At 65.8% G+C, this 24810-nt stretch carries 23 protein-coding genes, 1 tRNA gene and 1 pseudogene; 16 read left to right on the top strand and 9 right to left on the bottom strand.

Annotated features, from left to right (window positions below; genetic code table 11):
* Positions 1-267: 267 nt before the first annotated feature.
* From ACO056_RS17455 to ACO056_RS17445, 3 genes and pseudogenes are all read left to right on the top strand, one after another.
* Positions 268-438, top strand: a pseudogene (locus tag ACO056_RS17455) (integrase); the annotation flags it as partial.
* A complete protein-coding gene (locus tag ACO056_RS17450) occupies positions 372-839 on the top strand; it encodes a cytochrome b/b6 domain-containing protein (RefSeq protein ID WP_421849178.1) in 468 nt (155 codons plus the stop codon). The pseudogene ACO056_RS17455 and the gene ACO056_RS17450, both read left to right, overlap by 67 nt.
* Positions 836-1627: a molybdopterin-binding protein gene (locus ACO056_RS17445; RefSeq protein ID WP_421849175.1), complete on the top strand. Its 792-nt coding sequence runs from the start codon at positions 836-838 to the stop codon at positions 1625-1627. The genes ACO056_RS17450 and ACO056_RS17445 overlap by 4 nt, the downstream gene beginning before the upstream one ends.
* A gap of 454 nt (positions 1628-2081) precedes the next feature.
* Here ACO056_RS17445 and ACO056_RS17440 read toward each other — a convergent pair.
* Both ACO056_RS17440 and yghU read right to left on the bottom strand, forming a co-directional pair.
* A tRNA-Gln gene (locus tag ACO056_RS17440) sits at positions 2082-2156 on the bottom strand.
* A gap of 81 nt (positions 2157-2237) precedes the next feature.
* Positions 2238-3083, bottom strand: a complete 846-nt coding sequence (gene yghU / locus ACO056_RS17435; protein ID WP_421849172.1) for a glutathione-dependent disulfide-bond oxidoreductase — start codon at positions 3081-3083, stop codon at positions 2238-2240.
* 261 nt (positions 3084-3344) lie between these two features.
* Between yghU and ACO056_RS17430 the strand changes: the two genes are divergently transcribed.
* Complete coding sequence (locus tag ACO056_RS17430; protein ID WP_421849170.1) at positions 3345-4094, top strand: hypothetical protein; 750 nt, start codon at positions 3345-3347, stop codon at positions 4092-4094.
* 32 nt (positions 4095-4126) lie between these two features.
* Here the strand turns inward: ACO056_RS17430 and ACO056_RS17425 are convergent, their stop codons facing one another.
* Positions 4127-4801: an HAD-IA family hydrolase gene (locus ACO056_RS17425; RefSeq protein WP_421849167.1), complete on the bottom strand. Its 675-nt coding sequence runs from the start codon at positions 4799-4801 to the stop codon at positions 4127-4129.
* 59 nt (positions 4802-4860) lie between these two features.
* On the opposite strand from ACO056_RS17425, the gene glmU reads away from it, so the two are divergent.
* From glmU to ACO056_RS17410, 3 genes are read left to right on the top strand one after another with little or no spacing between them, the layout of a single operon-like run.
* Positions 4861-6234, top strand: a complete 1374-nt coding sequence (gene glmU / locus ACO056_RS17420) for a bifunctional UDP-N-acetylglucosamine diphosphorylase/glucosamine-1-phosphate N-acetyltransferase GlmU (protein WP_421849164.1) — start codon at positions 4861-4863, stop codon at positions 6232-6234.
* The gene (gene aac(6') / locus ACO056_RS17415; RefSeq protein ID WP_421849161.1) at positions 6231-6674 is read left to right on the top strand and encodes an aminoglycoside 6'-N-acetyltransferase; all 444 of its coding nucleotides are present in this window, start codon (positions 6231-6233) and stop codon (positions 6672-6674) included. Before glmU ends, aac(6') begins: the two co-directional genes overlap by 4 nt.
* A gap of 2 nt (positions 6675-6676) precedes the next feature.
* Positions 6677-7123, top strand: coding sequence for a DUF3291 domain-containing protein (locus ACO056_RS17410; RefSeq protein WP_421849159.1), 447 nt, complete (start codon positions 6677-6679; stop codon positions 7121-7123).
* 150 nt (positions 7124-7273) lie between these two features.
* Here ACO056_RS17410 and ACO056_RS17405 read toward each other — a convergent pair whose 3' ends face one another.
* Positions 7274-7978 (bottom strand): glutathione S-transferase family protein, encoded by a 705-nt coding sequence (locus ACO056_RS17405; RefSeq protein WP_421849156.1) that lies wholly within the window; start codon positions 7976-7978, stop codon positions 7274-7276.
* A 133-nt stretch (positions 7979-8111) separates the two neighbouring features.
* Here ACO056_RS17405 and ACO056_RS17400 point away from each other — a divergent pair, with 133 nt between their 5' ends.
* Genes ACO056_RS17400 through ACO056_RS17385 form a run of 4 tightly spaced genes read left to right on the top strand, consistent with a single transcriptional unit; the run spans position 8112 to position 12195 of the window.
* Positions 8112-8480, top strand: coding sequence for a ribbon-helix-helix protein, CopG family (locus ACO056_RS17400; protein WP_421849153.1), 369 nt, complete (start codon positions 8112-8114; stop codon positions 8478-8480).
* The gene (locus tag ACO056_RS17395) at positions 8477-8857 is read left to right on the top strand and encodes a PIN domain-containing protein (RefSeq protein WP_421849149.1); all 381 of its coding nucleotides are present in this window, start codon (positions 8477-8479) and stop codon (positions 8855-8857) included. Before ACO056_RS17400 ends, ACO056_RS17395 begins: the two co-directional genes overlap by 4 nt.
* Before the next feature lie 18 nt (positions 8858-8875).
* Positions 8876-10711 carry a glutamine--fructose-6-phosphate transaminase (isomerizing) gene (gene glmS / locus ACO056_RS17390; protein WP_421849146.1) on the top strand — a complete coding sequence of 612 codons (1836 nt, stop codon included), beginning with the start codon at positions 8876-8878 and terminating at the stop codon, positions 10709-10711.
* A complete protein-coding gene (locus tag ACO056_RS17385; protein WP_421849143.1) occupies positions 10708-12195 on the top strand; it encodes an ArnT family glycosyltransferase in 1488 nt (495 codons plus the stop codon). Before glmS ends, ACO056_RS17385 begins: the two co-directional genes overlap by 4 nt.
* Before the next feature lie 10 nt (positions 12196-12205).
* On the opposite strand, the gene ACO056_RS17380 is transcribed toward ACO056_RS17385, so the two are convergent.
* Together ACO056_RS17380 and ACO056_RS17375 are read right to left on the bottom strand one after the other, a co-directional pair.
* Positions 12206-13054, bottom strand: a complete 849-nt coding sequence (locus ACO056_RS17380; RefSeq protein WP_421849140.1) for an RMD1 family protein — start codon at positions 13052-13054, stop codon at positions 12206-12208.
* Complete coding sequence (locus ACO056_RS17375) at positions 13047-13958, bottom strand: homocysteine S-methyltransferase family protein (RefSeq protein ID WP_421849137.1); 912 nt, start codon at positions 13956-13958, stop codon at positions 13047-13049. The genes ACO056_RS17380 and ACO056_RS17375 overlap by 8 nt, the downstream gene beginning before the upstream one ends.
* Positions 13959-14252: 294 nt before the next feature.
* Here ACO056_RS17375 and ACO056_RS17370 point away from each other — a divergent pair, with 294 nt between their 5' ends.
* Complete coding sequence (locus ACO056_RS17370; protein ID WP_421849134.1) at positions 14253-16565, top strand: putative bifunctional diguanylate cyclase/phosphodiesterase; 2313 nt, start codon at positions 14253-14255, stop codon at positions 16563-16565.
* A gap of 4 nt (positions 16566-16569) precedes the next feature.
* Here ACO056_RS17370 and purQ read toward each other — a convergent pair whose 3' ends face one another.
* Positions 16570-17250 carry a phosphoribosylformylglycinamidine synthase subunit PurQ gene (gene purQ, locus ACO056_RS17365; protein ID WP_421849131.1) on the bottom strand — a complete coding sequence of 227 codons (681 nt, stop codon included), beginning with the start codon at positions 17248-17250 and terminating at the stop codon, positions 16570-16572.
* A gap of 67 nt (positions 17251-17317) precedes the next feature.
* A complete protein-coding gene (purS, locus tag ACO056_RS17360) occupies positions 17318-17551 on the bottom strand; it encodes a phosphoribosylformylglycinamidine synthase subunit PurS (RefSeq protein ID WP_421849128.1) in 234 nt (77 codons plus the stop codon).
* 284 nt (positions 17552-17835) lie between these two features.
* Between purS and ACO056_RS17355 the strand changes: the two genes are divergently transcribed.
* From ACO056_RS17355 to ACO056_RS17340, 4 genes are all read left to right on the top strand, one after another.
* Positions 17836-18450 (top strand): TetR/AcrR family transcriptional regulator, encoded by a 615-nt coding sequence (locus tag ACO056_RS17355; RefSeq protein ID WP_421849125.1) that lies wholly within the window; start codon positions 17836-17838, stop codon positions 18448-18450.
* Positions 18447-19418, top strand: a complete 972-nt coding sequence (locus tag ACO056_RS17350; RefSeq protein WP_421849121.1) for an HlyD family secretion protein — start codon at positions 18447-18449, stop codon at positions 19416-19418. Before ACO056_RS17355 ends, ACO056_RS17350 begins: the two co-directional genes overlap by 4 nt.
* On the top strand, positions 19415-20392 hold the full coding sequence (locus ACO056_RS17345) for an ABC transporter ATP-binding protein (RefSeq protein WP_421849118.1): 978 nt from the start codon (positions 19415-19417) through the stop codon (positions 20390-20392). The genes ACO056_RS17350 and ACO056_RS17345 overlap by 4 nt, the downstream gene beginning before the upstream one ends.
* Positions 20393-20606: 214 nt before the next feature.
* Complete coding sequence (locus ACO056_RS17340) at positions 20607-21740, top strand: ABC transporter permease (protein WP_421849115.1); 1134 nt, start codon at positions 20607-20609, stop codon at positions 21738-21740.
* 78 nt (positions 21741-21818) lie between these two features.
* Here ACO056_RS17340 and ACO056_RS17335 read toward each other — a convergent pair whose 3' ends face one another.
* Positions 21819-24722 carry a M16 family metallopeptidase gene (locus ACO056_RS17335; protein WP_421849113.1) on the bottom strand — a complete coding sequence of 968 codons (2904 nt, stop codon included), beginning with the start codon at positions 24720-24722 and terminating at the stop codon, positions 21819-21821.
* Positions 24723-24810: the final 88 nt, after the last annotated feature.

Here is a 24810-nt window from a genome sequence, read left to right as displayed (position 1 = left end):
TTTGTCGGCCACAATAACTACAAGCAGTTAGGAGGTTTGGCTAGGCGGACGCGTGCGTGCAGTGGAGGCGATTAATCGTTGCTAGGATGAGGCTTTCGGATGAGATTCAAGACAGGCTCTCAGACATCTGCCAACGACGGGTTTCGGCGCAGGCAGACTTTCATGCGCCTGCCTCGGAATGGCTTAAGTTGGTCGGGACAAGCCTCGTAGTATTTCCTCCTTCGGCCGGCAGACGTTCTTCCGATGGCCAATTCTGGCCATCGGAGAATGAACATGGAAAAGCTTGAATCCGAAACCACATCCCCCAAGCGTCAGGTCTGGAACGCCGGGCGCGCTGTCGGCGCAAAGCGAGCGCTCAAGCCAAAGCAAATATGGGAGATCCGCTTCTACCTCAATCAGCGCCGCCGCCTGCGAGATCGGGCCTTATCGCGCGTCGCCACTTCTATCGCGATTTACTACCCGATCGCGATCAGTTCGACCTTGCCCATATCTGGCATGAAGTGCGCGAACATGCGCGCCTCCGATTTGCCAAGGGCGCCGAAGCGAAACGCTATAATATCCTGCAAAAGGCGAGCTATCTTCTGGTTGTCGTCGGCCTTCTTCCGCTGATGGTGGGCACAGGTCTTGCCATGTCTCCCGGCATGGATGCGGCGTGGCCATGGTTGCCCGAAATGTTTGGCGGGCGGCAGGCTGCGCGGACCCTCCATTTCCTGACCGCCAGCGGCCTCGTCCTTTTCGCGGTGGTGCATGTCGCGCTCGTGATCCTTTCGGGCCTGCTCAACAACATCCGGTCCATGGTCACCGGCAGCTACACGATCGAGCATGGAGACAGCCAATGAGCAACTTCCGATTTTCCCGGCGCGCACTCTTGGTGGGATCGGGCAGTGCCTCGGCCCTGCTGCTGGCCGGATGCGACCGAGTGAATGAAAATGCGCCAGCACGGCGCCTGCTCGGTTCGCTCGACGATAGCACCCTGACAGCCCAGCGGTTCCTACAAGGCAAAAACGCGCTGGCGCGCGAGTATCGACCCTCGGATATCTCGCCTGACTTTCGCGCCAATGGCACGACCATGCCCGGTGGCGATGCCTATGCCGATGCCATGGCCAACGGATTTTCAGACTGGAGTCTGGTCATCGACGGCCTCGTCGATCGCCCGCTCACATTGTCACTCAGCCAATTGCGGAAAATGCCAGCCCGTACGCAAATCACCCGACACGATTGCGTGGAGGGCTGGAGCGCGATCGGGAGTTGGACAGGCGTTCCGCTTGGCTTTTTGCTCAAGGCCGCTGGCCTCAAAACCCATGCGCGTTACGCCGTCTTTCATTGCGCCGACAATCTTGATGGCGAGCCGGAAAAGGGCGGCATCCAAAGCCCGGGCCAATATTACGAGAGCATCGACCTGATCGACGCTTTCCATCCCCAAACCATTTTGGCCTATGCCATGAATGGCACAGCACTTCCGGTTGCCCATGGCGCGCCACTTCGCCTGCGCGTCGAACGGCAGTTCGGCTACAAGCAAGCCAAATATGTCCAGCGCGTCCAAATCACCGACAGTCTCGCCAGCTTCGGGTCTGGCAAGGGCGGCTATTGGGAGGACCGCGGCTATGCCTGGTATGCGGGCATATGAAGCATTCGAAGCTGGCGCCCAAGCCGGGGTAAAGGCTTTGTACCTTTCGGTCATTTCATCCGCAGAGGATATGATGACATGACCGCCTCGCCTATCAACCGCCCGCAGACCTTCGGTGAGCTGCCGGGTCATCATTTCTCTGCTAACCGGCATCATACTGCCGAGGCCTGCAACGGTTAGCGGCGCCGGCCCTCTTCCCCGGTGATGATTTCGGCGCTGAACGAACGGCAGACCTTCCCGTTTGGTCGACAAAAAGCTGTCAGTCAGAACTGTCCGCAATTCCAGCCAATTCGGAAACTGTACTGGGCTCTTTCTGGGTGGAGAATGCCTGCAATTTGGACGAGGAATTGACTGGCAACCCCTCTCTCCAAAGTGCAGTTTGAGGGTGGAAGGTCGCAGACTTGCGCGCCTTTCGCGTCTTTGGTCCGAAACCGGACCCAGATCGATGACTTGCTGGCTGGGGCGGGAGGATTCGAACCTCCGAATGCCGGTACCAAAAACCGGTGCCTTACCACTTGGCGACGCCCCAGCAGGAAGGCGGGCTTATAGCGGCGCGTTCATGAATGAAAAGGGGCGGATGGGGCAGGATTTTGCCCCATCCGCTGTACTTTCAGAGCGTTCCTTCCGGCAGCGCGGCGAAATCGGCCGCGCTGTGGCGTTCGAGGATGCCCTTGTTGGTGTTGACGAGGCGGCCGCGCCTGGTGCCGGGGCGCGCGTCGATCTCGGCGACCCAGCGGCCGACGGCTTCATATTCGTGCATCGAAAGGAACGTCGCCGCATCGCCATAGGCGTCACCGCGGTAGATGTTGCCGAGCCACGGGTAGGCGGCCATGTCGGCGATCGTATATTCTTCGCCGCCGAGGAAGCGGGTTTTCTTGAGCTGGTTGTTGGCGACGTCGAACAGGCGCTTGGTTTCCATGGAATAGCGGTCGATCGCGTATTCGATCTTGACCGGCGCATAGGCATAGAAGTGCCCGAAGCCGCCGCCCATGAACGGGGCCGAGCCGACTTGCCAGAACAGCCAGGAAAGCACCTCGGCGCGGGCGGGGCCTTCCTTGGGCAGGAAGTGACCGAACTTTTCCGCAAGGTGCACCAGCATCGCGCCCGATTCGAAAATGCGGAAGGGTTCGGGCCCGCTGCGGTCGACCATCGCGGGGATCTTGGAATTGGGATTGATATCGACAAAGCCGCTGCCGAACTGGTCACCTTCGAAGATCTTGATCAGCCAGGCATCGTATTCCGCAGCCGTAATGCCAAGCTCGAGCAGCTCCTCGAGCATGATCGTGACCTTCTGGCCATTGGGCGTGCCGAGCGAATAGAGCTGGAACGGATGCTCGCCCACCGGCAGCTCCACTTCCTTCTGCGCGCCGGCGGTGGGGCGGTTCACGCCGGCGAAGGCACCGCCATTGGCCTTGTCCCAGGTCCAGACCTTGGGGGGCACATATTCTTCGGACATCGGGAACTCTCCTTGGGGATGTTATGCTTGCCCCAAGAGTGGCGCTGCGCCGGGCGAATGGCAAGGCGCAGGGCGCGCACAGATATTCTGCAGTGGCCCCACTTATTTCTATCTGGCGGGTTTCTCCATCATCGATCCCCCCGTGGGAGGGCATTGCGTGGCGGGCCATGTCACCGCCATGCCGCAACACCTCACTTGACAGCGGTTCGGGGGTGACGACTAATCGCGGCTTCCATCCCCTTAAGGAAGTCCTGCACCATAATGGCGACGGTGATCGGTACCCGCTTTGCATCCTTCCATCGCTGGGACAGGACCGCCGTGATGCTGTGCGTGATGGTCGTCTGGATCGTCATCCTCGCCGGATTCGGCTGGGATATGGTTCAGAAGGCCGCGGCGGGTCGCAGCTTGCGCTATCCGTTGATCGTCCACGCGCATGCCGTGACTTACGGGGCATGGCTTGTGCTGCTGGCTGCGCAAGTCGTCCTGATCCGCACGCGCAACATCGCGCTGCACCGGAAGCTGGGCATGGCGGTGCTGGCGCTGTGGCCGCTGATGCTGATTCTCGGGCCAGCCGTCGCGCTGTCGCTCAAGATTGCCAAGGTCACGATCAAGGCGTCTTCGCTGTCGTTCATGGCGACCCAGTTCACCAACGTGCTCGGCGCGGTTGTGCTGATTGCGGCGGGCTTCCTCTACCGGCGCGACGGCGCGGCGCACAAGCGGCTGATGCTCATGGGCACGATCGCGATCACCGAGCCCGGGTTCAGCCGCCTGATCGCCGATCCGATCGGAGACTGGCTTGGCGAGGGCTATTGGCAATATTACGCGGCCACCTACCCGGGCACCCTGCTGTTGATGCTGGCGCTCGGCGGGTATGACGTGCTGACGCGGGGACGGCCGCACCCGGCATGGGTTGCGGCATTTCTGTGGGTGCTGGCGAACGAGATCCTGGCGACATGGCTGTACTACCAGCCGTTCTGGCTCAACTGGATGCGCGCGCTGACCGGCCATTGAGTGCGGCGCGGGCGCGGATCATCTGCCGCGGCCTAGCGCGCGAGCGTCTCCAGCGCGGGGACCAGTTCGTCGAAATGGTCGATCACCGCATCGGCGCCGAGTTCATGCGCCGGCCGATCGTTGAAACCGAAGCTGACTGCGACGACCGGCATGCCCGCCGCGCGGGCGGCGCCGATATCGAAGGTCGTATCGCCAACGAAAGCCGCCCGTCCCCCACCGCTCCGCGCCACCATTTCGTGGAGCATGTCGGGCGCAGGCTTGGCGCGGCCGGGGCCGAGTGTATCGCCGCCGATGATCGTGGCGAAGCGGGGGGTGAGGCCGAGCTCGTCAAACAGGCGGCGGGCGAGATCCTCACGCTTGTTGGTGGCGATGGCGAGGTGGACACCGCGCGCCGCGAGCGTTTCCAGCATGGCCTCGCCGCCGGAGAACAGCACGGTGTGGTGGGCGATGTTTTCGGCGTAAAAGGCCAGCAGGCGCTCCTGCAGGGCGGCGAAATCGATCCCATCCTTCCCGCCGCTCGCCTCTAGCGCATTGTGCAGGAGCTGCGCACTTCCGCCGCCGATATAGCGCCGCGCCTGGTCCAGCGGGACCAGCGGTCGGCCGACATGGGCCAGCGCATGATTGAGCGCGTGGCCGATATCGCAGGCGGTGTCGAGCAGTGTGCCATCGAGGTCGAAACCGACGATCTGGAAGGGAAAATCCGTCATGTCGCGATCCGTGGCGGCGCGTTCTGGAAACTGCAAGCAAATGCTGGCAAGGAACGCGCATGACCGAAGCTTCCTCCCCGCCTGAACGCCCCGTCGCGCTCGTTGTCCTCGCCGCTGGCAAGGGCACCCGCATGAAAAGCGACCTCCACAAGGTGCTGCACCCGATCGCTGGGCGGCCCATGCTGATGCACCTGCTGGCGAGCGCCGATGCGCTTGGTCCCGCGCGCAAGGTGGTCGTGGTCGGCGCGGGGCGCGAGCAATTGGCGGCGGCGCTGGGAAATAGCGCAGAGCTTGCCGTGCAGGACCCGCAGCTTGGCACCGGGCACGCGGTGCAGCAGGCCGAAGGCGCGCTGGCCGGGTTCGCGGGCGACGTGCTGATCCTTTATGGCGATGTGCCCTTCGTGCGCACCGATACGATGCACGCGATGCTGGAGCGGCTGCACGGGGACGATAATCCGGCGGTGGTCGTGCTGGGCTTCGAGCCTGACGATGCGCTGCAATATGGCCGGGTGATTGCCGAGAACGGCCTCGTCCAGAAGATGGTCGAGCACAAGGATGCCACCGAGGCTGAGCGTGCCTGCCGTTTGTGCAATTCGGGCCTGATGGCGGTGCGCGGGGACGAGCTGTTTGCCCTGCTGGCGCGGGTGGGGAACGACAACGCGCAGGGTGAATATTACCTCACCGATATCGTCAATGTGGCGAACGGCGATGGCCGCGTCTGCGCGGTTGTGGTGACGGGTGATCCCGATGAAGTCGCCGGCATCAACAGCCGCGCCGAACTGGCCGAGGCGGAAGCGCGCTGGCAGAAGAAGCGGCGGCTGCAGGCGATGGCCGATGGCGCGAGTCTCGTGGCGCCCGAGACGGTATGGTTCGCCTGGGATACCGTGCTCGGCCGCGATGTGACGGTGGAGCAGAACGTCGTGTTTGGCCCCGGCGTGACCGTGGCGGACAACGTGGTGATCCACGCGTTCTGCCATATCGAGGGCGCGCGGCTGGATAGCGGCACGTCGGTCGGCCCCTTCGCGCGGCTGCGCCCCGGTGCGGTGCTGGAGGAAAAGGCGCGGGTCGGCAATTTCGTCGAAGTGAAGAACGCGGTGCTCCATGCGGGCGCGAAGGCCAACCACCTGACGTATCTGGGCGATGCCGATGTGGGCGCCGGCGCGAACATCGGCGCGGGCACGATCACCTGCAACTATGATGGCTACTTCAAGTATCGCACCGTGATCGGCGAGCGGGCCTTCATCGGCTCGAACTCCGCACTGATCGCGCCGGTGAAGATCGGCGCCGATGCCATTGTCGCCGCGGGCAGCGCGGTGAGCCGCGATGTGGCGGATGGCGAGCTGCGGCTGGTGCGCGCCGAGCAGCTGGTCAAGCCCGGCTGGGCCGACCGCTTCCACGATGCGATGAAGCGCAAGAAGGCCGAGCGCAAATGATCGCGATTTTCGCGGCGGGCCCTGATCATCTCGATGGCTGGGCAGCGCTGCGGCATGCGTTGTGGGATGAGACCCCGGCAAGCGAGCATCGCGCCGAGGCGGAAGAGCAGCTGGTGGAGCCCGAGCGGTTCCTCAATCTGGTGGCGCTGAGGGGCGACGAGGTGGTCGGCTTTGCCGAGGCTGCGATCCGGCATGAATACGTGAACGGCTGCGAGACCTCGCCCGTCCTGTTCCTCGAAGGTATTTTCGTGGACGAGGCGGTGCGGCGACAGGGCCTTGCACGGCGGCTGGTGCAAGCCGTGGCGGATTGGGGCCGGGCGCGGGGGTGCCGCGAGTTTGCATCGGATACGTGGCACGACGATCTTGAGAGCCATGCCTTCCACCTCGCTGCCGGTTTTGCCGAGACCGAGCGGGTGGTTTATTTCCGGCAGGAGCTTTGAAGATGCCGATTGCCCAGCTCAACGTCGCCCGCTTCCGCCGCCCCAAGGCCGATCCCGCCAACCAGCCGTTCATGGACGCGCTCGATCACGTGAACGCGCAGGCTGATGCGGCCGACGGGTTCATCTGGCGGCTGGTGGGGGACGGCGATGCCAACGATGCGACCGCAATCGAGGCGGTGGCAGGGGACGCGGATTTCATCGTCAACCTCTCGGTCTGGCGCGACGTGCCCTCGCTGGAAGCCTTCGCCTATCGCCAGGCCGATCACCGCGCGGTGCTGGCGCGGCGGGGCGAGTGGTTCGAGCCGATGGAGCCTTCGCTGGCGCTATGGGAGGTGCCCGAGGGCCATTTCCCGAGCGTGACCGAGGCGCTCGATAAGTTGGCGCAGCTGGGCCGCGAGGGGCCGGGCGCGGCGGTGTTCACTTTCAAGTGGTGGCGTGAGAACCGTTAGGGCGACGAGCGGTGGATACAAACCACATTCACCCCCAAACCCGTCTACCCTGAGCTTGTCGAAGGGCTGTTCTTTCTTTGCGGGACAGCGCTTTTGCCGCAAGAACAAGAACAGTGCTTCGACAAGCTCAGCATGGACGGGGTTTACGGCCTAATAGTACCGCGCCGCAAAGCGGTCGATGAAGGCGACTAGATTCGGCGTCTGGCCGATGGCGCGGCGCACTTCGCTTTCGAGCGGGGCGCGCCAGATGTTGACGAGCTGGGCGTAGACCACCGCGTCGGTCGAGCTGGGCGTATCGCCGAAGAACCAGTCCTGATCCCCGAGGATCGCGGCGAGCGCGTTGATGTCGCGGCGGCCAATGGCGGCGATTTCCTCCGGGCTGTGGAGGCCCATGCCGTGACCGGCGAGCTGCTTCTTAACCCCGTGCCGCGCCACGGGGCCAAGCACGCGGCGCAGCGGCACGGCGAGGCCGCCGAGCACGACATCGCGGAATTGCTGCCAGTTTGCCTCGTTCACCCAGCGATCATTGACCATCGTCCAGTAGAGGTTCTCGTCGATCAGCCGCTGGATCGCCACGGCCACGCCGCGCTGGGCCGAGGTGAGGTGGGCATCGGGATCGACCCCGAAACGCTGGGCAAGGTGCGCGATGATGAAGGTTGAATCGCCGATTTTCTCGCCGTCCAGCTCGATCCACGGGGCCTTGCCCTTGGGGCCCGCGAAGGGCGTGGCAGCGGTGATTGCCTCATGCTCGATTCCGGTCATGCGCAGCCATGCGTCGAGCTTGAGGCAGAACGGGCTCACCGTCGGCAGGCCCCAGGCGCCGGGCAGGTGATAGACTTTCAGCTTGCTGGCCATGTCGGACGTCCCCCCGTTTTCCGCCTCGGCTGTACGGACTTGTTTACGCCTTGAGACTATCGTGCGGGGAAGGGGTGGCAAGCCCCTGCTCGGCTCTTGACATGATATCATGATATGATATCGCGATATCACAATGACCCGAATCCTCGCCGATCTGCCCGAAGAAGACATCCAGTGGCTCGATGCCCGTGCTGCGGAGCAAGGCAAGTCGCGCGCCTCGGTGCTGCGTGAAGCAGTGGCTACCTACAAGGCGCAGGCCGCGTCTTCGGGCACGGACTGGATCGATAGCGGCTTCGGTCTGTGGAAGGATCGCACCGACATCGGCGATTCCGTCGAATGGCAACGGCGCGAACGAGCGTCGTGGACGCGCCCCTGGGATGACGACTACGAGGCAACCAAAGCGGAGTTCCCGGACCTGTTCGATGCCGAAGATGATCGCCAGCGCGCCGTTTATATCGCCATGCGCCGTGCCGCCGCCAACCCGGAAGATGGTGCCGCGTGAGCGACTATGCGTTCGATGCCAACATCGTTATCGACGCTCTGCTCGGCTATGATCGCGCGCGGACCGAGCTCAAGCGCGCCGCGTCGGCGGGACGGCGGCTGTGGCTGAGCCGCATGGCATGGGTCGAGATCCTTTCGAAAGGCGAAGGCCAGACCCTGCGCGAAACCGAAGCGTTCCTTGATCGGTTCGCCATCGACGAGATCGATGTCGAAATCGCATCGCGCGCTGCCGCCCTGCGCCGCGAACGGCCCCGCCTGAAATCGCCCGACGCGATCATTCTTGCCACCGCGCTCACCCGCGGCCGCGTCCTCGTTACCCGCAACACCAAGGATTTTCCGGCCGAAATGCCGGGCATCCGCGTACCTTACACCCTCTGAGCGAAGGCGCCTCTCCCCATGTGCGGAATTATCGGAATTGTCGGCAAGGAACAGGTCGCGGACCGGTTGGTGGATGGTCTGCGCCGCATGGAATACCGCGGTTATGACAGCGCGGGCATCTGCCTTGTGGCGGATGACCAGTTGGTCCGCCGCCGCGCCGAGGGCAAGCTGGGCAATCTCGTGCTCGAACTGGCGCGCCATCCGGCCTCGGGCCACATCGGCATCGCCCATACCCGTTGGGCGACCCACGGCGCGCCGACCACCAGCAACGCGCACCCGCATGCGACGGGCGAAGTGGCGCTCGTCCACAATGGCATCATCGAGAACTTCAAGCCGCTGCGCGATGCCCTGATCGCGCGGGGGCGGACGTTCGAGAGCGAAACCGATACCGAAGTGGTCGCGCATCTCGTGTCCGAACAGGTCGAAGCGGGTCTCAGCCCTCAGGATGCGGTGAAGGCCGTGCTGCCCAAGCTGCGCGGCGCCTTCGCGCTGGCCATCGCATTCCGCCAGCATGACGACATGCTGATCGGCGCGCGGCTCGGCTCGCCGCTGGTGGTGGGCTACGGTGCCGGAGACAATCAGGGCGAGACCTACCTTGGCTCCGACGCGCTCGCGCTCGCGCCGCTGACACAGCGGATCACTTATCTCGAAGAGGGCGACTGGGTCGTCATCACGCGCGAAGGCGCGACGATCTACGACGTCGACAACAACGAGGTGACGCGCCCAATCGTCGCCTCGGGCGCGACGGCGGCGGCGATCGAGAAGGGCGAGTTCCGCCACTTCATGCAGAAGGAAATCTTCGAGCAGCCGACCGTGGTCGCGCAGACGCTGCGCAGCTACTTGCGCCGGATCGACCAGACCGTCGCGCTGCCGCAGATCGATTTCGACCTATCCAGCATCAGCCGCGTGACCATCGTCGCCTGCGGGACGAGCTTCTACGCAGGGATGGTCGCGAAATACTGGTTCGAGCAGTTCGCGCGTCTGCCAGTCGATATCGATGTAGCGAGCGAGTTCCGCTACCGCGATCCCGTGCTGGAGCCGGGCGGCCTTGCCCTGTTCATCTCGCAAAGCGGCGAGACGGCGGACACGCTGGCGGCGCTGCGCCACTGCAAGGCGGCCGGCCAGACCATCGCGGTGGTGGTCAACGTGCCGACGAGTTCGATGGCGCGCGAGGCGGACCTCCTGCTGCCGACCCACGCCGGGCCCGAAATCGGTGTCGCCTCGACCAAGGCGTTCACCTGCCAGCTTGCCGTGCTCGCCGCGCTCGCTGCGCACCTTGCGGTCAAGCGCGGCCGCCTCAGCCGTGAGGAAGAGGCCGACATCGTCAACCAGCTGGCCGAAGCACCCGCTGCATTGAACGCTGCGCTGAGCCACGACGACGAGATCGCCGCCATGGCGCACCTCATCGCCCCGGCGCGTGACGTGCTCTATCTCGGACGCGGGCCGGACTATCCGCTGGCGCTCGAGGGCGCGCTGAAGCTGAAGGAAATCAGCTACATCCATGCCGAAGGCTATGCCTCGGGCGAGATGAAGCATGGGCCCATCGCGCTGATCGACGAGGCGGTGCCGGTGATCGTGCTGGCGCCCTCCGGTCCGCTCTTCGAGAAGACCGTGAGCAACATGCAGGAAGTGCGCGCGCGCGGCGGCAAGGTCGTGCTCATTTCCGATGCGGCGGGGATCGAGGAAGCGGGCGAGGGCTGCCTTGCCACGATCGAGATGCCCAAGGTGCACCCGCTGATCGCGCCGCTGGTCTATGCCGTGCCGGTGCAGCTGCTCGCCTATCACGTGGCGGTGGCGAAGGGGACCGACGTGGACCAACCGCGCAACCTGGCGAAATCGGTCACCGTCGAATGACCGCAGCGGCCGCGCAGCTGGCGCGAGAAGGCGGGACCGGCCCTCTCGTTCGCGAACTGCCGGTTCTGCTGTTCATTGCTGCGTGTTCGCTCATCATCCGCATCTGGTGGATGAGCAACCCGGTCGTCGATCACGACGAGCAGTTCTACTCCTACGTGGCGACGGCGATGCTCGACGGGCAGGTCCCCTATGTCGACATCTGGGATCGCAAGCCGGTCGGGCTGTTCCTGCTGTTCGAGGGCGCTCATGCCCTGCTGGGGCGCGGGGCCACGGCCTATCTGATCATGGCAGACCTGTTTGCCTGCATCGGGGCGTGGCTCGCCTATCGCATTGCCGCGCTGCTGGCTGATCGCCGCACAGGCTGGGTCGCGGCGCTGCTCTATTTGCTGGCGATGACGGTGTTCGGCTGCCGCGGCGCGCAGAGCGAGTTGCTGTTCACGCCGCTGTGCCTTGGCATGATGTATCTCGCCATGGCTTGGCCGGGGTCGCTGCGGGCCGCGCTGCTAGCCATGCTGCTGGGCGGCCTTGCGCTCCAGATCAAGTACACTGCCGCGCCGTTCTGCGCTGTATTCGCCGCCTTCGTCCTGATCGAGGACTACCGCCGCGAGCGGGCTTTGCTGCCGCTGCTGGGCCGGGCCTGCCTCTACGCGCTGGTCGGCCTTGCCCCTACCTTCGCGGTTGCCGCTTGGTATGCGGCGGCGGGCCATTTCGATGACTTCTTCTACGCCAACTTCGTCTCGATCTTCGAGCGCAAGACAAGCGTCGGACGCTTTCACCCCAAGACGCTGACGGTCATATCGCCGTTTCTGCTGATGATCGCGGCGGGGGTCTGGGCATGGTTTCGGCTTGGCCAGACCTATCCTCGGCGGGCCAGTGTTCTCGTTGTGCTGATGACCGGAGGCGCGCTCGCCTCGATCTATTTTCCCAGTAACGTGCTGGCCTATTACTACGCGTTCCTTGCCCCGTTTGCAGTGTTGCTCGCGGTGCCGTTCTACGATCTGCGCCAGCGTGCGGGCTGGTTCGGCGCGGGCCTGCTTGTCGCGGCGCTGGTGGTGGTCGGCAACTTCCCGGCCAACATCGCTGGCGGGCGCGCCGATGTGGCGCAGTTCCGCGCGCTGGTTGACCGGATCAACGCTGGCGGCGAGCGGCGCAGCCTTTACGTTTTCTCCGGGCCGACGGCGACTTACACGGCCACGGGTACGCGTCCGAGGACGAAGTATCCCTTCCCGTTCCACAGCGCCGAATACTTCGAGCACGGCGCGCTGGGGTGGCCGCAGGAGGCGATCGTCGCGGAGTTCCTCGCCCGCCGCCCGATGTTCGTGCTGACCCGTTCGGACTACAAGCTCTATGCAGGATCCTACACCGCGCCAGTCGTGCTGGGCGAGATGAGGGCCCACTACGCCGAGGTTGGCCGGTACCTCATCCTTGGGGATGGGCTCATTCTGTGGCAGCGCCGGCCGGATGGCCCGCCCGGCGCGACCTGACCGCGGCGGTTCAGCCGCTCAGCGCCTTGCCGATCGAGAGCAGCAGCTCGACCGCGATCAATACGATGATGGCGACTTCGAGCCGGACCGCGCGCTTGTCCTGCGCGATATCGAGCAGCACGTCGGTGAAATCGCCCAGCGCGCCGAACTTGCGTTCGAGCACTTCGGCGCGCTCGCCCAGTTCGTACTCGGCCTCGAGCCGGGTGTAGAGCCGGTCGAGATCGGGGTGATCCCACAGGAGATCGGGGCGCTCGCCCGCTTGCGCCGTGCCCATGACACGGTGCCGCGCGGCCAGTACGCCGCCGACCATGCGCATGACCGCGCGGATGGAAAGCCGCGCCTTGCCGTTGACCTGGAGGTCGGCAACAAGCGGTACGCTGGAATCGAACACTTCCGACACGAGCATTTCATCGCGCGAGAGCATCACGCTGTGCGCCAGCACGGTGGCGACGAGCAGAAGGCGCGGGATCGTATCGTCTGCAAGCTGGATCACGCCGTCGTCATCGACGCGTTCCTTGCCGCCATCGGTGATGAGCACGCTGGCGGTCTCGATCTCCCGCGTGCTGGCGGGTTCCTGGACATGCGCGAGGAGCGCCATATCGAGCGCGGGGATGCGGTCCTCCACGGTGCAAAAGGTGACCGCGACGCCGTAGCGGAAGGCGAAGGTCAGCCCGGCCGCCGCCGCGAGATCACGCAGCACGATATCGGCGGAGAGCCCGCGCGTATCGATCCGCGTACCGAGATGCCGGGCATGAACGATCAGCTCCTCGCCCGGCGGGAGCGCGCCCAGCGCCACCTCGTCGGGCCAGCCTGGCGGTTTGGTGGTGGCAGGTTGGGCACGAGCCGCCGTGTCAGGCATGGACGGCTTCCTTGCGCAGCGCCTTGATATGCTCTGGCCCGATTCCGCAGCAGCCGCCGATGATCGAGGCGCCAGCTTCGTGCCAGGCCGCAGCGAAACGGCCATATCCCTCGGGCGTCAGATCCTCGCGGATCGGGCAGAGCGCGCTGTTGGCTTCGGCATCGGCGGCCATCGGCGGGAAGGCGTTGGCGTAGACGCCGAGGCGGACCGGGCTGTCCGGACCGAGTTCCTCACGCGCGGCGCGCACGGCGGCTTCCATCACTTCGGGCTGGCTGCAATTGAACAGCAGCGCCGCTGCGCCGATTTCCTGCGCAAGGCGGGCGGCTTCGGCAACGCTTTCGCCCGAGCGCAAGGCGGGCGCGGTGGTCGGCCTTTCGTCCTCCAGCGTGAAGGAAAGCCACAGTGGCTTGCCCGTTGGCGCGGTGAGCGTGGCGGCAAGGCGTGCTTCGACCAGCGAGGACAGCGTTTCGGCCAGCCAGTGGTCGATGTTCGGCGCGAGGGCTGTCACGAGCACCTGAAGCACCGGGCGGGCGCGGTCCAGATCGACGAGATCGGGGCGGTAGGACCCGCAGATCGGGGGCAGCGATCCGGCGATGAGGACCTTGCGCCCCGTTGCCGCAAACTCTGCATCAGCGACTTCGCGCGCCAGCCGGCCGGCCAGCGCGGCCAGCGCGGCGCCTTCGGCGGCAAAGCGCTCCTCGCCGATATGGAAGGGGACGACCGCGTAGGAATTGGTGGTGATCACGTCCGCCCCGGCCTCGACATAGGCGCGGTGGACGGCGCTGACGAACTGCGGACCCTCGATCAGCGCAAGCGCTGACCACTCGGGCTGGCGGAAGGGCGCGCCGCTGCGGGCAAGCTCGCGGCCGGTGCCGCCATCGAGGATCAGGAGGGGGGCTGTCATGGCCGGAACTGTGCTCTCTTCGTGGTCGTTGCGGAAGCGCTAGCACGGCCTCGCCGGGAGTGGCAGGGGCGCGGCGAATGCGGCTGTTGGGAGAGTTGCCGCAATCGCGGCGAAAATAAACCTTACCAGCTTTTTTACTCGCCTTTTCAGAATTTTGCGTGACCCGCAAGGGGCTGGGCAGGCTGCGGAAATTTCGATGCGCTTACCATTGCGCAAGGTTTCCCCACTAGATCGAAGCGGGTGAACCGAACGACCGATCAATCCTTGCCTGCCCTGCCTCGGGACCTTCCGGCCATGGCCGTGTTGGGCCTCAGCGATTCGGCGCAAGGTGATTGGGGGCGGCTGCGCGGTCTGCAGTATTCAGGGCTGGCGCGGCTCACGCGGCCGCGGCTTGTCGCGCATGGGCTTGCCGCGATGCTGGTGGTCCAGGCGCTGTGGGGCGCGATCCCGGCTGCCGTGCTGTTCGGCTGGGCGGGGGTGCTCGCCGGCGTGCTGATCTGGGGCGCCAACTTCGACCATACGCTGGAGGACGCCGATCGCCGCCGGATGACGCGGCACGAGATCCACCGCCACACCGTCTGCACCGTCGTGGCCGGGGTGATCTGGATCGTCCCGATCGTCGCGATGTCGCCCTTCGCATCGCCCGAGCAGCGGCTGCTGGTCTGGACGATCATGGCGATGCTCATGGCCGGAACCGCGCTTGCTTTCGCAGCGGTGCCGCTTGGTGCGGTGCTGTTCAACGCGATCCTCGGTGCGGCCAGCGTCGTGGTGTTCCTGTGGTTCGGCAAGGTGACGGCGGCGGCGGCGGCGGTCACGTTCATGATCTTCCTGTGGGTCGGCAGCCTCGAAGCCGCGCGGATGTTCCTTGCAGGCAAGGTGGCTGAGGCGGGGGTCGCGGAAAAGAGCGAAGTCGTCTCGCTGCTGCTGCGCGAATTCGAGGAAGGCGAGGCGGACTGGCTGTGGCAGACGGATTCCAATCGCCGCGTGCGTTCTGCTTCCCCGCGCTTTGCCTTCGCGCTCGGCGAGGATCCCGAAGATATCGACGGCAAGCCGCTGATCCAGCTGGTTGCGGGCTCGGCCTGGGAAAGCGGCCACTTCCATTCCTCGCTGCATGATCTGGCTGAGCGACTGAAGCGGCGCGAGAGTTTTTCGAACCTGCTGGTGCACGTGACCCTGCACGGCAACAATCGCTGGTGGGAGCTTTCCGCTTCGCCGCGGTTCGACGACAACGGCAATTTCATGGGCTTCCGCGGCGTCGGATCGGATGTCACGGAGCAGCGCGAGAGCGCCGACAAGATCGCGTACCTCGCGCGCTACGACACGCTGACAGGCCTGCCCAACCGCCTGATGCTGACCGAGACGATGGGCGATGCGATGCGCGAGGCGGATCGCTGGCGGATGCGCTGCGGCTTCATGATGATCGACCTCGACCGGTTCAAGGCGGTCAACGATACGCTCGGGCACCTTGTTGGCGACCAGTTGCTCGCCAAGGTTTCGGGCCGCTTGAAATCGCTGATGAGCGAGAACGAGCTGTGCGGACGCCTTGGTGGTGACGAGTTTGCGATCGTGGTGCGCGACGCAGGCGATGGGACGCGGATCCGGCAAGTGGCGAAGGCGGTGATCAGCGCGCTGTCGCAGCCCTACGAGATCGACCACCACACGCTCTACGTGGGGGCCAGTGTCGGATCGGCGATCGGGCCGCGCGATGGTGCGACGGTCGAGACGCTGATGCGCAATGCCGACCTTGCGCTCTACCGCTCCAAGGATGAGGGCGGCGGGATGCACTTCGATTACGAGCCGGCGCTGCATGCGCATGCCGAGGAGCGGCGCAAGCTCGAGTTCGCGCTGCGCCACGCGCTGGAACGCGGCGAGTTTACGCTCGCCTATCAGCCGGTGGTCGATGCGGCGACCGAAGCGCCGGTGAGCTTTGAAGCGCTGCTGCGCTGGAACTCGGCGGATCATGGCCCGGTGAGCCCCGCCAAGTTCATTCCGCTCGCCGAGGATACGCGGCTGATCGTGCCGATTGGCGAGTGGGTGCTGCGGACGGCTTGCTTCGAGGCGATCAACTGGCCGGATCCGATCAAGGTGGCGGTCAACGTTTCGGGCGAGCAGCTGCTTGATCCCAGCTTTGCCGAAGTGGTGGTTTCCGCGCTGGCTGCGAGCGGGCTTCCGCCGCACCGGCTCGAGATCGAGGTGACCGAAAGCATTTTTGTGCGCGACGGCACGGCGGCGCAGCAGACGCTGGAGCGGATCATGTCGCTGGGCTGCGGCGTGGCGCTCGACGATTTCGGGACGGGTTACTCCTCGCTTGGGTACCTCAGGAAACTGCGCTTCTCGACCATCAAGGTGGACCGCAGCTTCGTGCAGGGCGCGGCGCGTGATAATCCCGAAAGCCTTGCCATCGTGCGCGCCGTGGTGGCGATGGCGGACAGCCTCGAGATGTCAACGACTGCGGAAGGTGTTGAAACCGAAGAGGAACTTGCAGTGATCCGCCGCCTCGGCTGCAAGAAGATCCAGGGCTACTTCTTTGGCCGCCCGATGAGCGCGCGGGACGCGGGCGGGCTGTTTGACACCATCGAATGGCGCCGCAAGCAAGGCGTCGCCTGACCGCTCAGGCGGCGACGCCGAGGCCTGTCAATACGCTTTCAAACAAGGCGCGGCCATCGCTGCCGCCCTGCGCGGGTTCGATCATGCGTTCGGGATGCGGCATCATGCCGAGCACATTGCCAGAGGCGTTGAGAACGCCGGCGATATCGCGCTGCGAGCCATTGACCGGCTCACCGTAGCGGAAGGCGACGCGGCCTTCGCCTTCGAGGCGGTCCAGCGTATCGGCATCGGCGAAATAGTTGCCATCGTGGTGCGCGACCGGGATCGTGATGCGCTGGCCGGCGGTGTAGCGCGCGGTAAACAGCGACTGGTTGTTTTCCACCACCAGCGGCACATCGCGGCAGACGAAACGGATGCCGGCATTGCGCATCAGTGCGCCGGGGAGGAGCCCCGCTTCGGTGAGGACCTGGAAGCCGTTGCACACGCCGAGCACGGTGACGCCCCGGTTTGCCGCAGCGACGACCGCCTGCATGACTGGCGAACGCGCGGCCATTGCGCCTGAGCGCAAGTAGTCACCGTAGGAAAAGCCACCGGGCAGCGCGATGAAATCGAGGCCGGCGGGCAGATCGGCGTCGCCGTGCCACACGCGGTGGACCGTGCCGCCGGTGATCTGCTCGATCGCCACGGCCATGTCACGGTCGCAGTTGGAGCCGGGGAAGGTGATGACAGCGGCGGTGAAGGGCATGGCGGGGGGCTTTCTGTGTGTCTCGACTTCGCTCGACACGAACGGAGGGGGCGGAGGCGGGTTCCGCTCAGGCGACCTTTTCGATGCGGAAGTTCTCGATCACCTGGTTGGCGAGGAGCTTGCGGCACATATCTTCCAGCGCGGCGTCGGTCGTGCTGTCTGCCACGTCCATTTCGATCAGGCGGCCGGCGCGCACATCGTTGACGCCTTGGAAGCCCAGACCTTCGAGCGCGTGGTGAATGGCGCGGCCCTGCGGATCGAGAACCCCGTTCTTGAGGCTGACATGGACCCTGATTTTCATTGGGCGATCTTCATGGGTGAGAGGCCTTTCCTGGCGGCATCTGGGAGACTCGGGTGCGCCTATGCTCCGGCGCGGCGCGAAGCGCAAGTTGACACACTTGACACAGTCCAGAGCGAAAATGGACGAGCCCTGCCCGTGTGGGGGCGAAGCAGGTTGGGTAGCGCAAAAAGGGCGGAAATCCGGGCCATTCGCGGTGCATAGCAAATTGCGCCCGAGTAGGAAAATCGGCGTATGGCGCACGGGCCGACTTTTAAATAACAGACGCGTCTGTTATTTATTCTAGCATGGCCCGAGTCACCCCTCCCGATCGCCTTGACCGCGTGCTCGAAGCGGCCCGCGATGCCTTTGCCGAGCGGGGATTTGCCGCGACGCCGATGGAAGACATTGCGCAGCGGGTGGGGATCAGCCGCAGCGCGCTCTACAGCCTGTTTGATACCAAGGAGGCGCTGTTTCGCGCGCTGGTGGAAGGCATGATCGAGCACGTGCTGCCCGAGCCGATCCCCGACCTTGCCGACTATCCTGCACCCGATCTGCTGCGGCGCTTCATCCGCGTGGTGATGATGCGGATGGCAACCGGGAATATCGCCTTTCTGCCGCGCCTGATCATCGGCGAGGGGCAGGCCTTTCCCGATCTGGTGCGCTATTATCACGATGCCGCGATCACCAGGGTGTTTGCCGCGATCGAAGAGATCATCCGCCACGGCGTGCGGCGCGGCGAGTTTGTCTGCGCGGACCCGGCGCTTGCCGCGCGGAGCGTGGCGGGTGGCATGATCCTGACCGCACTTTGGCGCATCGTGTTCGTGCCGGTGGGGGCAAAGCCGATGGATATCGAGGCAATGGCGGTGAGCCATGCCGACCTTTTGCTGCACGGCCTGATGACTGATGGAGTTTCCGCATGAGCCTGCGCCAACGCCTGCCGATCCTGTTGCTGCTGGCCGTGCTGGCGGGAGCCGCGATCTGGTTGCTGACGCGGCCGACAGCGCCTGATCCGTGGCTGGGCTATGTCGAAGGGGAGGCGCTCTATGTCGCGGCGCCGGTTTCGGGGACATTGGCGAGCCGGCCAGTGGAGCGCGGCGGGCGGGTGAGCGCGGGCGCGCCGCTGTTTGCGCTCGATCCGCGCACGGCTGATGCCAGCACGGCGCAGGCCGAGGCGCAAGTGGCGGGGGCGCAGGCCTCGCTCAGCGATCTGGGCGCGGCGCGCGAGCGGACGCCGGAGATCGACGTGGCGCGGGCGGCAGAAGCTTCGGCGCGGGCGCAGCTGGTGCGGGCGGAAGCGGATTTCCGCCGCTTTGCCGATCTTGCCGCCAAGGGCTTTGCCAGCCGCACCCAGCTCGATGCGGCGCGCGCGGCGCGCGACAGCGCGGCGGCGCAAGTGGCGCAAGCGCAGGCACAGCAGCGCAGCGGCGAACTGAGCGTGGGCCGGCAAACGCAGCAGGCGGCGGCGACCGCGCAAGTGCAGGGCGCCAAGGCAGCGCTGGCGGCAGAAGCGCGGCGGCGGCAGGAAATCGCGCCGGTATCGCCGGCATCCGGGCAGATCGAGCAGACCTATTTCAACCCCGGCGAATGGGTCCCGGCGAACCAGCCGGTGGTCTCGATCATTCCCGACGACAAGCGCAAGATCCGCTTCTTTGTGCCGCAGGACAAGGTGGCGGGGCTGCACCCGGGCATGCCGGTGCGCTTCAGCTGCGATGGCTGCGGAGCGGAGCGGACGGCGACGGTGCGCTATATCGCGCCGCGCGCGGAATATACGCCGCCGGTTATCTACAGCGAGCATGCGCGTTCGAAGCTGGTGTTCATGGTCGAGGCCATGCTGCCGGCGGACAAGCTGCTGCCGCTGGGTTTGCCGGTGGCGGTGCGTTCGCAATGAACCTGCCCCTCCACCATCCTGCGGATGGTCCCCCTCCCCGTACCGGGGAGGAACTGGTTATCGATGTGCGGGGACTGACCAAGCGGTTTGGTGGGCGGACTGTGGTCGATGCCGTGGATCTGGGGGTCGCGCGCGGGCGGATTTGCGGGTTTCTGGGGCCGAACGGTTCGGGCAAGACGACGACCTTGCGGATGATTTGCGGGCTGCTCATCCCCGATGCGGGGGAGGGCACCGTGCTGGGGCTGGACTTGCGCACGAAGCGCGCCGCGATCAAGGCGCGCGTGGGGTATATGACGCAGAAGTTCGGGCTGTTTTCCGATTTGACGATTGCGGAAAATCTCGAGTTCTTCGCGCGGGTCCATGGGCTGGAGCGGCGCAAGGAGCGGGTGGCCGAGGCGCTGGAGAAGCTGGGGCTGGCGACGCGCAGCGATCAGCTGGCAGGCAAGCTTTCGGGCGGGTGGAAGCAGCGCCTCGCTCTGGCGGCCTGCGTGCTGCACGATCCCGAAATCCTGCTGCTGGATGAGCCGACCGCGGGCGTCGATCCGCAGGCGCGGCGCGAGTTCTGGGAGCAGATCCACGATCTGGCAGCGGGCGGGATGACCGTGCTCGTTTCCACGCATTACATGGACGAGGCCGAACGCTGCCACGAGATTGCCTATATCGCCTATGGCCGGATGCTGGCGCGGGGGAGCATTGCCGAGGTGGTCGCGAGATCGGGCCTCAAGGCCCTGCAAGGCGAGGGGCCGGGTGCGGACCGGCTGGCGAAAGAGATCGAGGCGCGGCCAGGGGTGGCGATGGCGGCGCCCTTTGGCACGGCGCTGCATGTCTGCGGGCCGGATATGGCGGCGCTGCATGAGGCGGTGGCGCCGTGGGCGGGGGCGATCACCTTCCGCGAGGCGAGCCCGAGCCTGGAGGACGTGTTTATCCATCTGATGCGCGGGGCCGAGGATAACTCGGTGGTGGTGCGGGGATGAGGGAGCGTTTTGGAGATTCGCGCAGAGGCGCAGAGGCGCAGAGAAGTGAAGAGGTTTGTTCGCGCAGAGATCGCAGAGATCGCAGAGCCGTAGAGGAAAACGGCGAAACCGCTTCTAATTCGAAAGCCCGCATGGAACATTCAATTGCCTGCGGCGCACACGCCATCGCTGCGGCCTCTGCGCCTCTGCGCGAACTCTTCTACGGAGCAAGCGCATGAGCGCCACGCCGCTGCAGCGCATCGGGGCGATGGTGTTCAAGGAAGTGCGGCAGATGCTGCGCGACCGGGGCACGGTGGGCATGATGCTGGTCATGCCGCTGATGCAGCTGATGATCTTCGGCTATGCGATCAACAGCGATCCGCGCGGGTTGCCGATGGCGATCGAGCGGGGAGACAATTCTGTGTTCGCGCGGTCGATCGACGCGGCGCTCAGGAACACGACGTATTTCAAGGTGACCGAGCTCGTCGAAAGCCCGGGCGCGGGCGAGGCGCTGCTGCAGCAGGGCAAAGTGCAGTTCGTGGTGACGATCCCCGCCGATTTCGGCCGCGATCTGGTGCGGGGGCAGCGGCCGCAATTGCTGGTGACCGCGGATGCGACCGATCCCTCTGCCACTGGCCCCGCGATCAGCGCCATCGGCGAGGCGGTTTCTACCGCGCTGGGGCATGATCTGATCGGTCCGCTGGCCAGCCGTGCGGCAGGGCAATCACCCGTCGATCTGGTGCTCCATCGCAGCTACAATCCGGAAGGGATCACCAGCCACAACGTGGTGCCGGGGCTGCTCGCCATCGTGCTTTCGATGACCATGGTGATGCTCACCGCGCTATCGGTGACGCGCGAGGTGGAGCAGGGGACGATGGAGAACCTGCTGGCGACGCCGCTGCGCCCGTTCGAGGTGATGGTGGGCAAGATTGTGCCCTACCTCGGCATCGGGGTGGTGCAGTTGAGCGTCATTCTGCTGGCGGCGCGGTTCCTGTTTCAGGTGCCGTTTGCGGGGCCTTTGCCGCTGCTGCTGGGATCGACGCTGCTGTTCATGATCACGAGCCTTGGCCTCGGCTTCACGCTATCGACGCTGGCGCAGAGCCAGTTGCAGGCGATGCAGATGAGCTTCTTCTATATCCTGCCATCGGTGCTGCTCTCGGGCTTTGCCTTTCCCTATCGCGGCATGCCGGTCTGGGCGCAGACGCTGGCCGAAGTGCTGCCGACGACGCATTTTATCCGCCTGGTGCGCGGGATCATGCTGAAAGGCTGGGGACTGCTCGACGCGCTGCCGGAGATGGGCGTGCTGGCGGCGATGCTGGTGCTGCTGGGATCGCTGGCGGTGCGGCGGTATCAGGATACGGTCGCCTGAGCCGCATTACCCCTCCGTCATCGCTTCGCGCTGCCACCTCCCCATTTGTGCTGTGCAAAAATGGGGAGGACCTGCGTGTCAGTCCTTCCTCGGCAGGGCGTAGCTTGCTGGCGCTGCCGGTGAAATTGGCGCTGAGACGGGCGCCGGAGCGCCTTCGGGGAGAACGAGCGCGATGACGGCCTGATCGGGGGCGAGGTAGCGCCGGGCGAGGGCCTGGAGATCGGCGGGAGTCACTGCGTCGAGGCGCTCGCGGGCCTTCTGGTAGCGCTCGATGCGATCGGGCTGGCTCTGCGCGCGTTCGGTGAGGGCGAGCCAGCCGGCGTTGGTCTTGAGCATGTTGGCCAGCCGCTCGCGCATCGGGGCGCGGGCGCGGGTGAGGATGTCGGGGTCGACCGGGGCGGCGGCGAGATCGGTGATGGTGCGCTCGATCGCGGCGCGGGTGGCGGCGACATCGGCGAGATCGACCGAGGCGTTGACGCTGAATGTGCCCCAGCCGCGCCAGACCCGGCTGAGCGAGGAGGCCGCGCCGGGCGAATAGGCCTTGCCAAGCGCCTCGCGCACGGTGTCGAGCACTTCGATGCTGGTGACTTCCTGCAGGAGTTCGAGGCCGATGGCGGTCACGGGGTCGCTGTCGTCGGTGGTGGGCCAGACGTAGCGGACGATGGCCTGGTTGGCCGCGCCCTTGTGGCGGATCACGGTGAGGCCGCGGGTGGGGGTGAAGCTGCGCTGGCGGGCTTCGGCGTAGGGGCGGAAATCCTCCTCACGCGCGGGCAGGGCGCCGAGGGTGCGGGCGACCATGGCGATGGCGGCATCGGGATCGAGATCGCCGACGAGGGTGAGCTCGATCGCGCCGTGGGCGAGGCGGTCGCCGATATCGGCCTTGAGCCTGGCGAGGGTGAGCGCCTGATAGGTCTCGGGCGGCTGGATGGTGAAGCGCGGATCGCCAGCGGAGAGAATGGCGGGGAGCGTGTTGGCGAGCGCGGCGGCAGGGGTGGCATCGCGGCGCGTGAAGAAGCTCGTCATCGACTGGTGGTAGACGACGTCTGCCGAAGGGCGCCAGCCGGGATCGGAAATCGTGGCGGCGAGGAGCTGGAGCTGGAGTTCTAGATCGCGGCGCGTGGTGCTCGCGCCGAGGGCGAACGTATCGCCCGAGGAAGCGATGTTGGTGCCGACCGAGCGGCCGGCGAGCAGGCTTTGCAGATCATCCTGGCTGTGCTTGCCGAGGCCGCCGGTGGGGATCATCGCGGTCATTTCGGTGGCGGTGGGGTTGTCCCGGGTATCGAGCATTTCGCCGCCATCGATGTGGAGGCGCACCAGCACGGAGTCCGTTTCGAGATCGGTGCGCTTGAGATTGAGGCGCACGCCGTTGGTGAAGCGGATCTCGCGCAGGCCGATGTCTGCGCGGGTGGTGTCGGCGGCGATGGTGCCGGGCGTGCCGAAATCGGTATAGGCAAAGGTGCCGGTGGAGGCGCCGGAGCTGGTGCGCAAGGGCGCGCGGATGTCCTCGTTCCATGCGGCGGTGAGGGCTGCCGCTCCGCCATCCGGCGCGGTGCGGCCCTGGAAGCGGATCAGCGGGTTTTCGAGCGGGATCGCATCGGCGCGGAGCGCGGCGAGCACGGCGGCGGGGGTAAAGCTGGCAGCGTGGCGGTTGAAGCGTTCGAGCGCGGAAGCCGGGGTGGTCGGCACTTTGTCATCACGCAGGAGATGGAGAGCCGCGCCGACCAGCGCATCGTTGCTGCGGGTTTCGGCTGAGGCGGCGGCGTTTTCGATACTGGTGCGCGCGCCCGCGACCTGTTCGGCGACTTCGGCATCGGTGAAGCCCTTGGCCAGCGCCTCGCGGTAGACCTGCGCGGCGGCGAGCAGGCCGGTGCGCCAGCCGTTTTCCGCCGTATCGATGACGAGATTGGTGGTGCGGCCGATGTGGAAGACTTCGCCGGTGCCGAGCCCGGCGCCGCGGAACGGCGGCTGCGCGGCGCGGCTGAGGCGCAGCAGGCGGCGATTGATCACGCCGTAGCCGATCTGGCGCAGGAGAGCCACGCGGCGGTTCTCGGCGGTGTCCGGCTCCTTGCGCCAGCGGCCGTGGCGCGAGACCGTGACGCGTTCGGACAGGGCGGGATCGAGGTGGACATGCGCGGCGCCCTGCTGGTCCACCAGCACGCGGCCTTGCGCGGGGCGCTTTGCCGGGGCGCGGGCGGGCCAATCGGCAAAGCGGGCGCGGATCGCGGCTTCGACCGCATCGGCATCGATATCGCCGACGACGATGAGCGTGGTTTTGGCGGGGACATATTCGCGGGCCCAGAATGCCTTGAGCGCGGCGGCGGTGGCGTTCGTGAGCGAGTCCACGGTGCCGATGGGCAGGCGGCCGGGAAAGTGCGCAGCCGGATAGAGGAAGGCCATCTGGTCCTTGCTGTTGTCCAGCGCGTAGCCCTGCCCGTCGCGCAGTTCGGAGAGCACGACGCCGCGCTCGCGCGTTACCGCGGCCGGATCGAAGCTGAGCTCGCTCGCGGTTTCGCGCAGCAGCATGAGCGCGGTATCGAGCAGCTTCGGATCGTTGCGCGGCAGGCTGAGCAGATACATCGTCTGCTCGAAGCTGGTCTGCGCGTTGGTGTCTGCGCCGAAGGCGAGGCCTTCGCGCTCGAGCAGCTTGACCATCTCGCCCTCCGGCACGTGGGCGGAGCCGTTGAAGGCCATGTGCTCGACGAAATGGGCAAAGCCGCGTTCGTCATCGCGCTCGTCGAGCGAGCCTGCATCGACCTGCATGCGCACTTCGGCGGTGCCCTTGGGCGCTGCATTGTGGCGCACGATGTAGCGCATGCCATTGGGCAGGCGGCCGAAGCGGAACGCGGGATCGGGCGCGAGATCGCTGTGCTCGAACGCCCAGACGGGCGGAGCCTTGGCCGCCGCCGGGGCGAGCGGCGCGCCGAGGATGGTCAAGGCGAGGAGGGCGAGGGCGAGGAAGCGAGAGAAAGCGCGGTACAGCATCACGGGGGGTTTTGGCGGTTGGCGGGTGAATGCGCAATGACACTTGGTGCGGCGGGAGAGGATGCCGCTTGGCAGGGCGCGGCGGGGT

It is taken from the genome of Novosphingobium sp., assembly GCF_965228995.1.
In the GTDB taxonomy this organism is placed as follows: domain Bacteria; phylum Pseudomonadota; class Alphaproteobacteria; order Sphingomonadales; family Sphingomonadaceae; genus Novosphingobium.
This window is presented reverse-complemented; position numbering and strand designations above follow the sequence as displayed.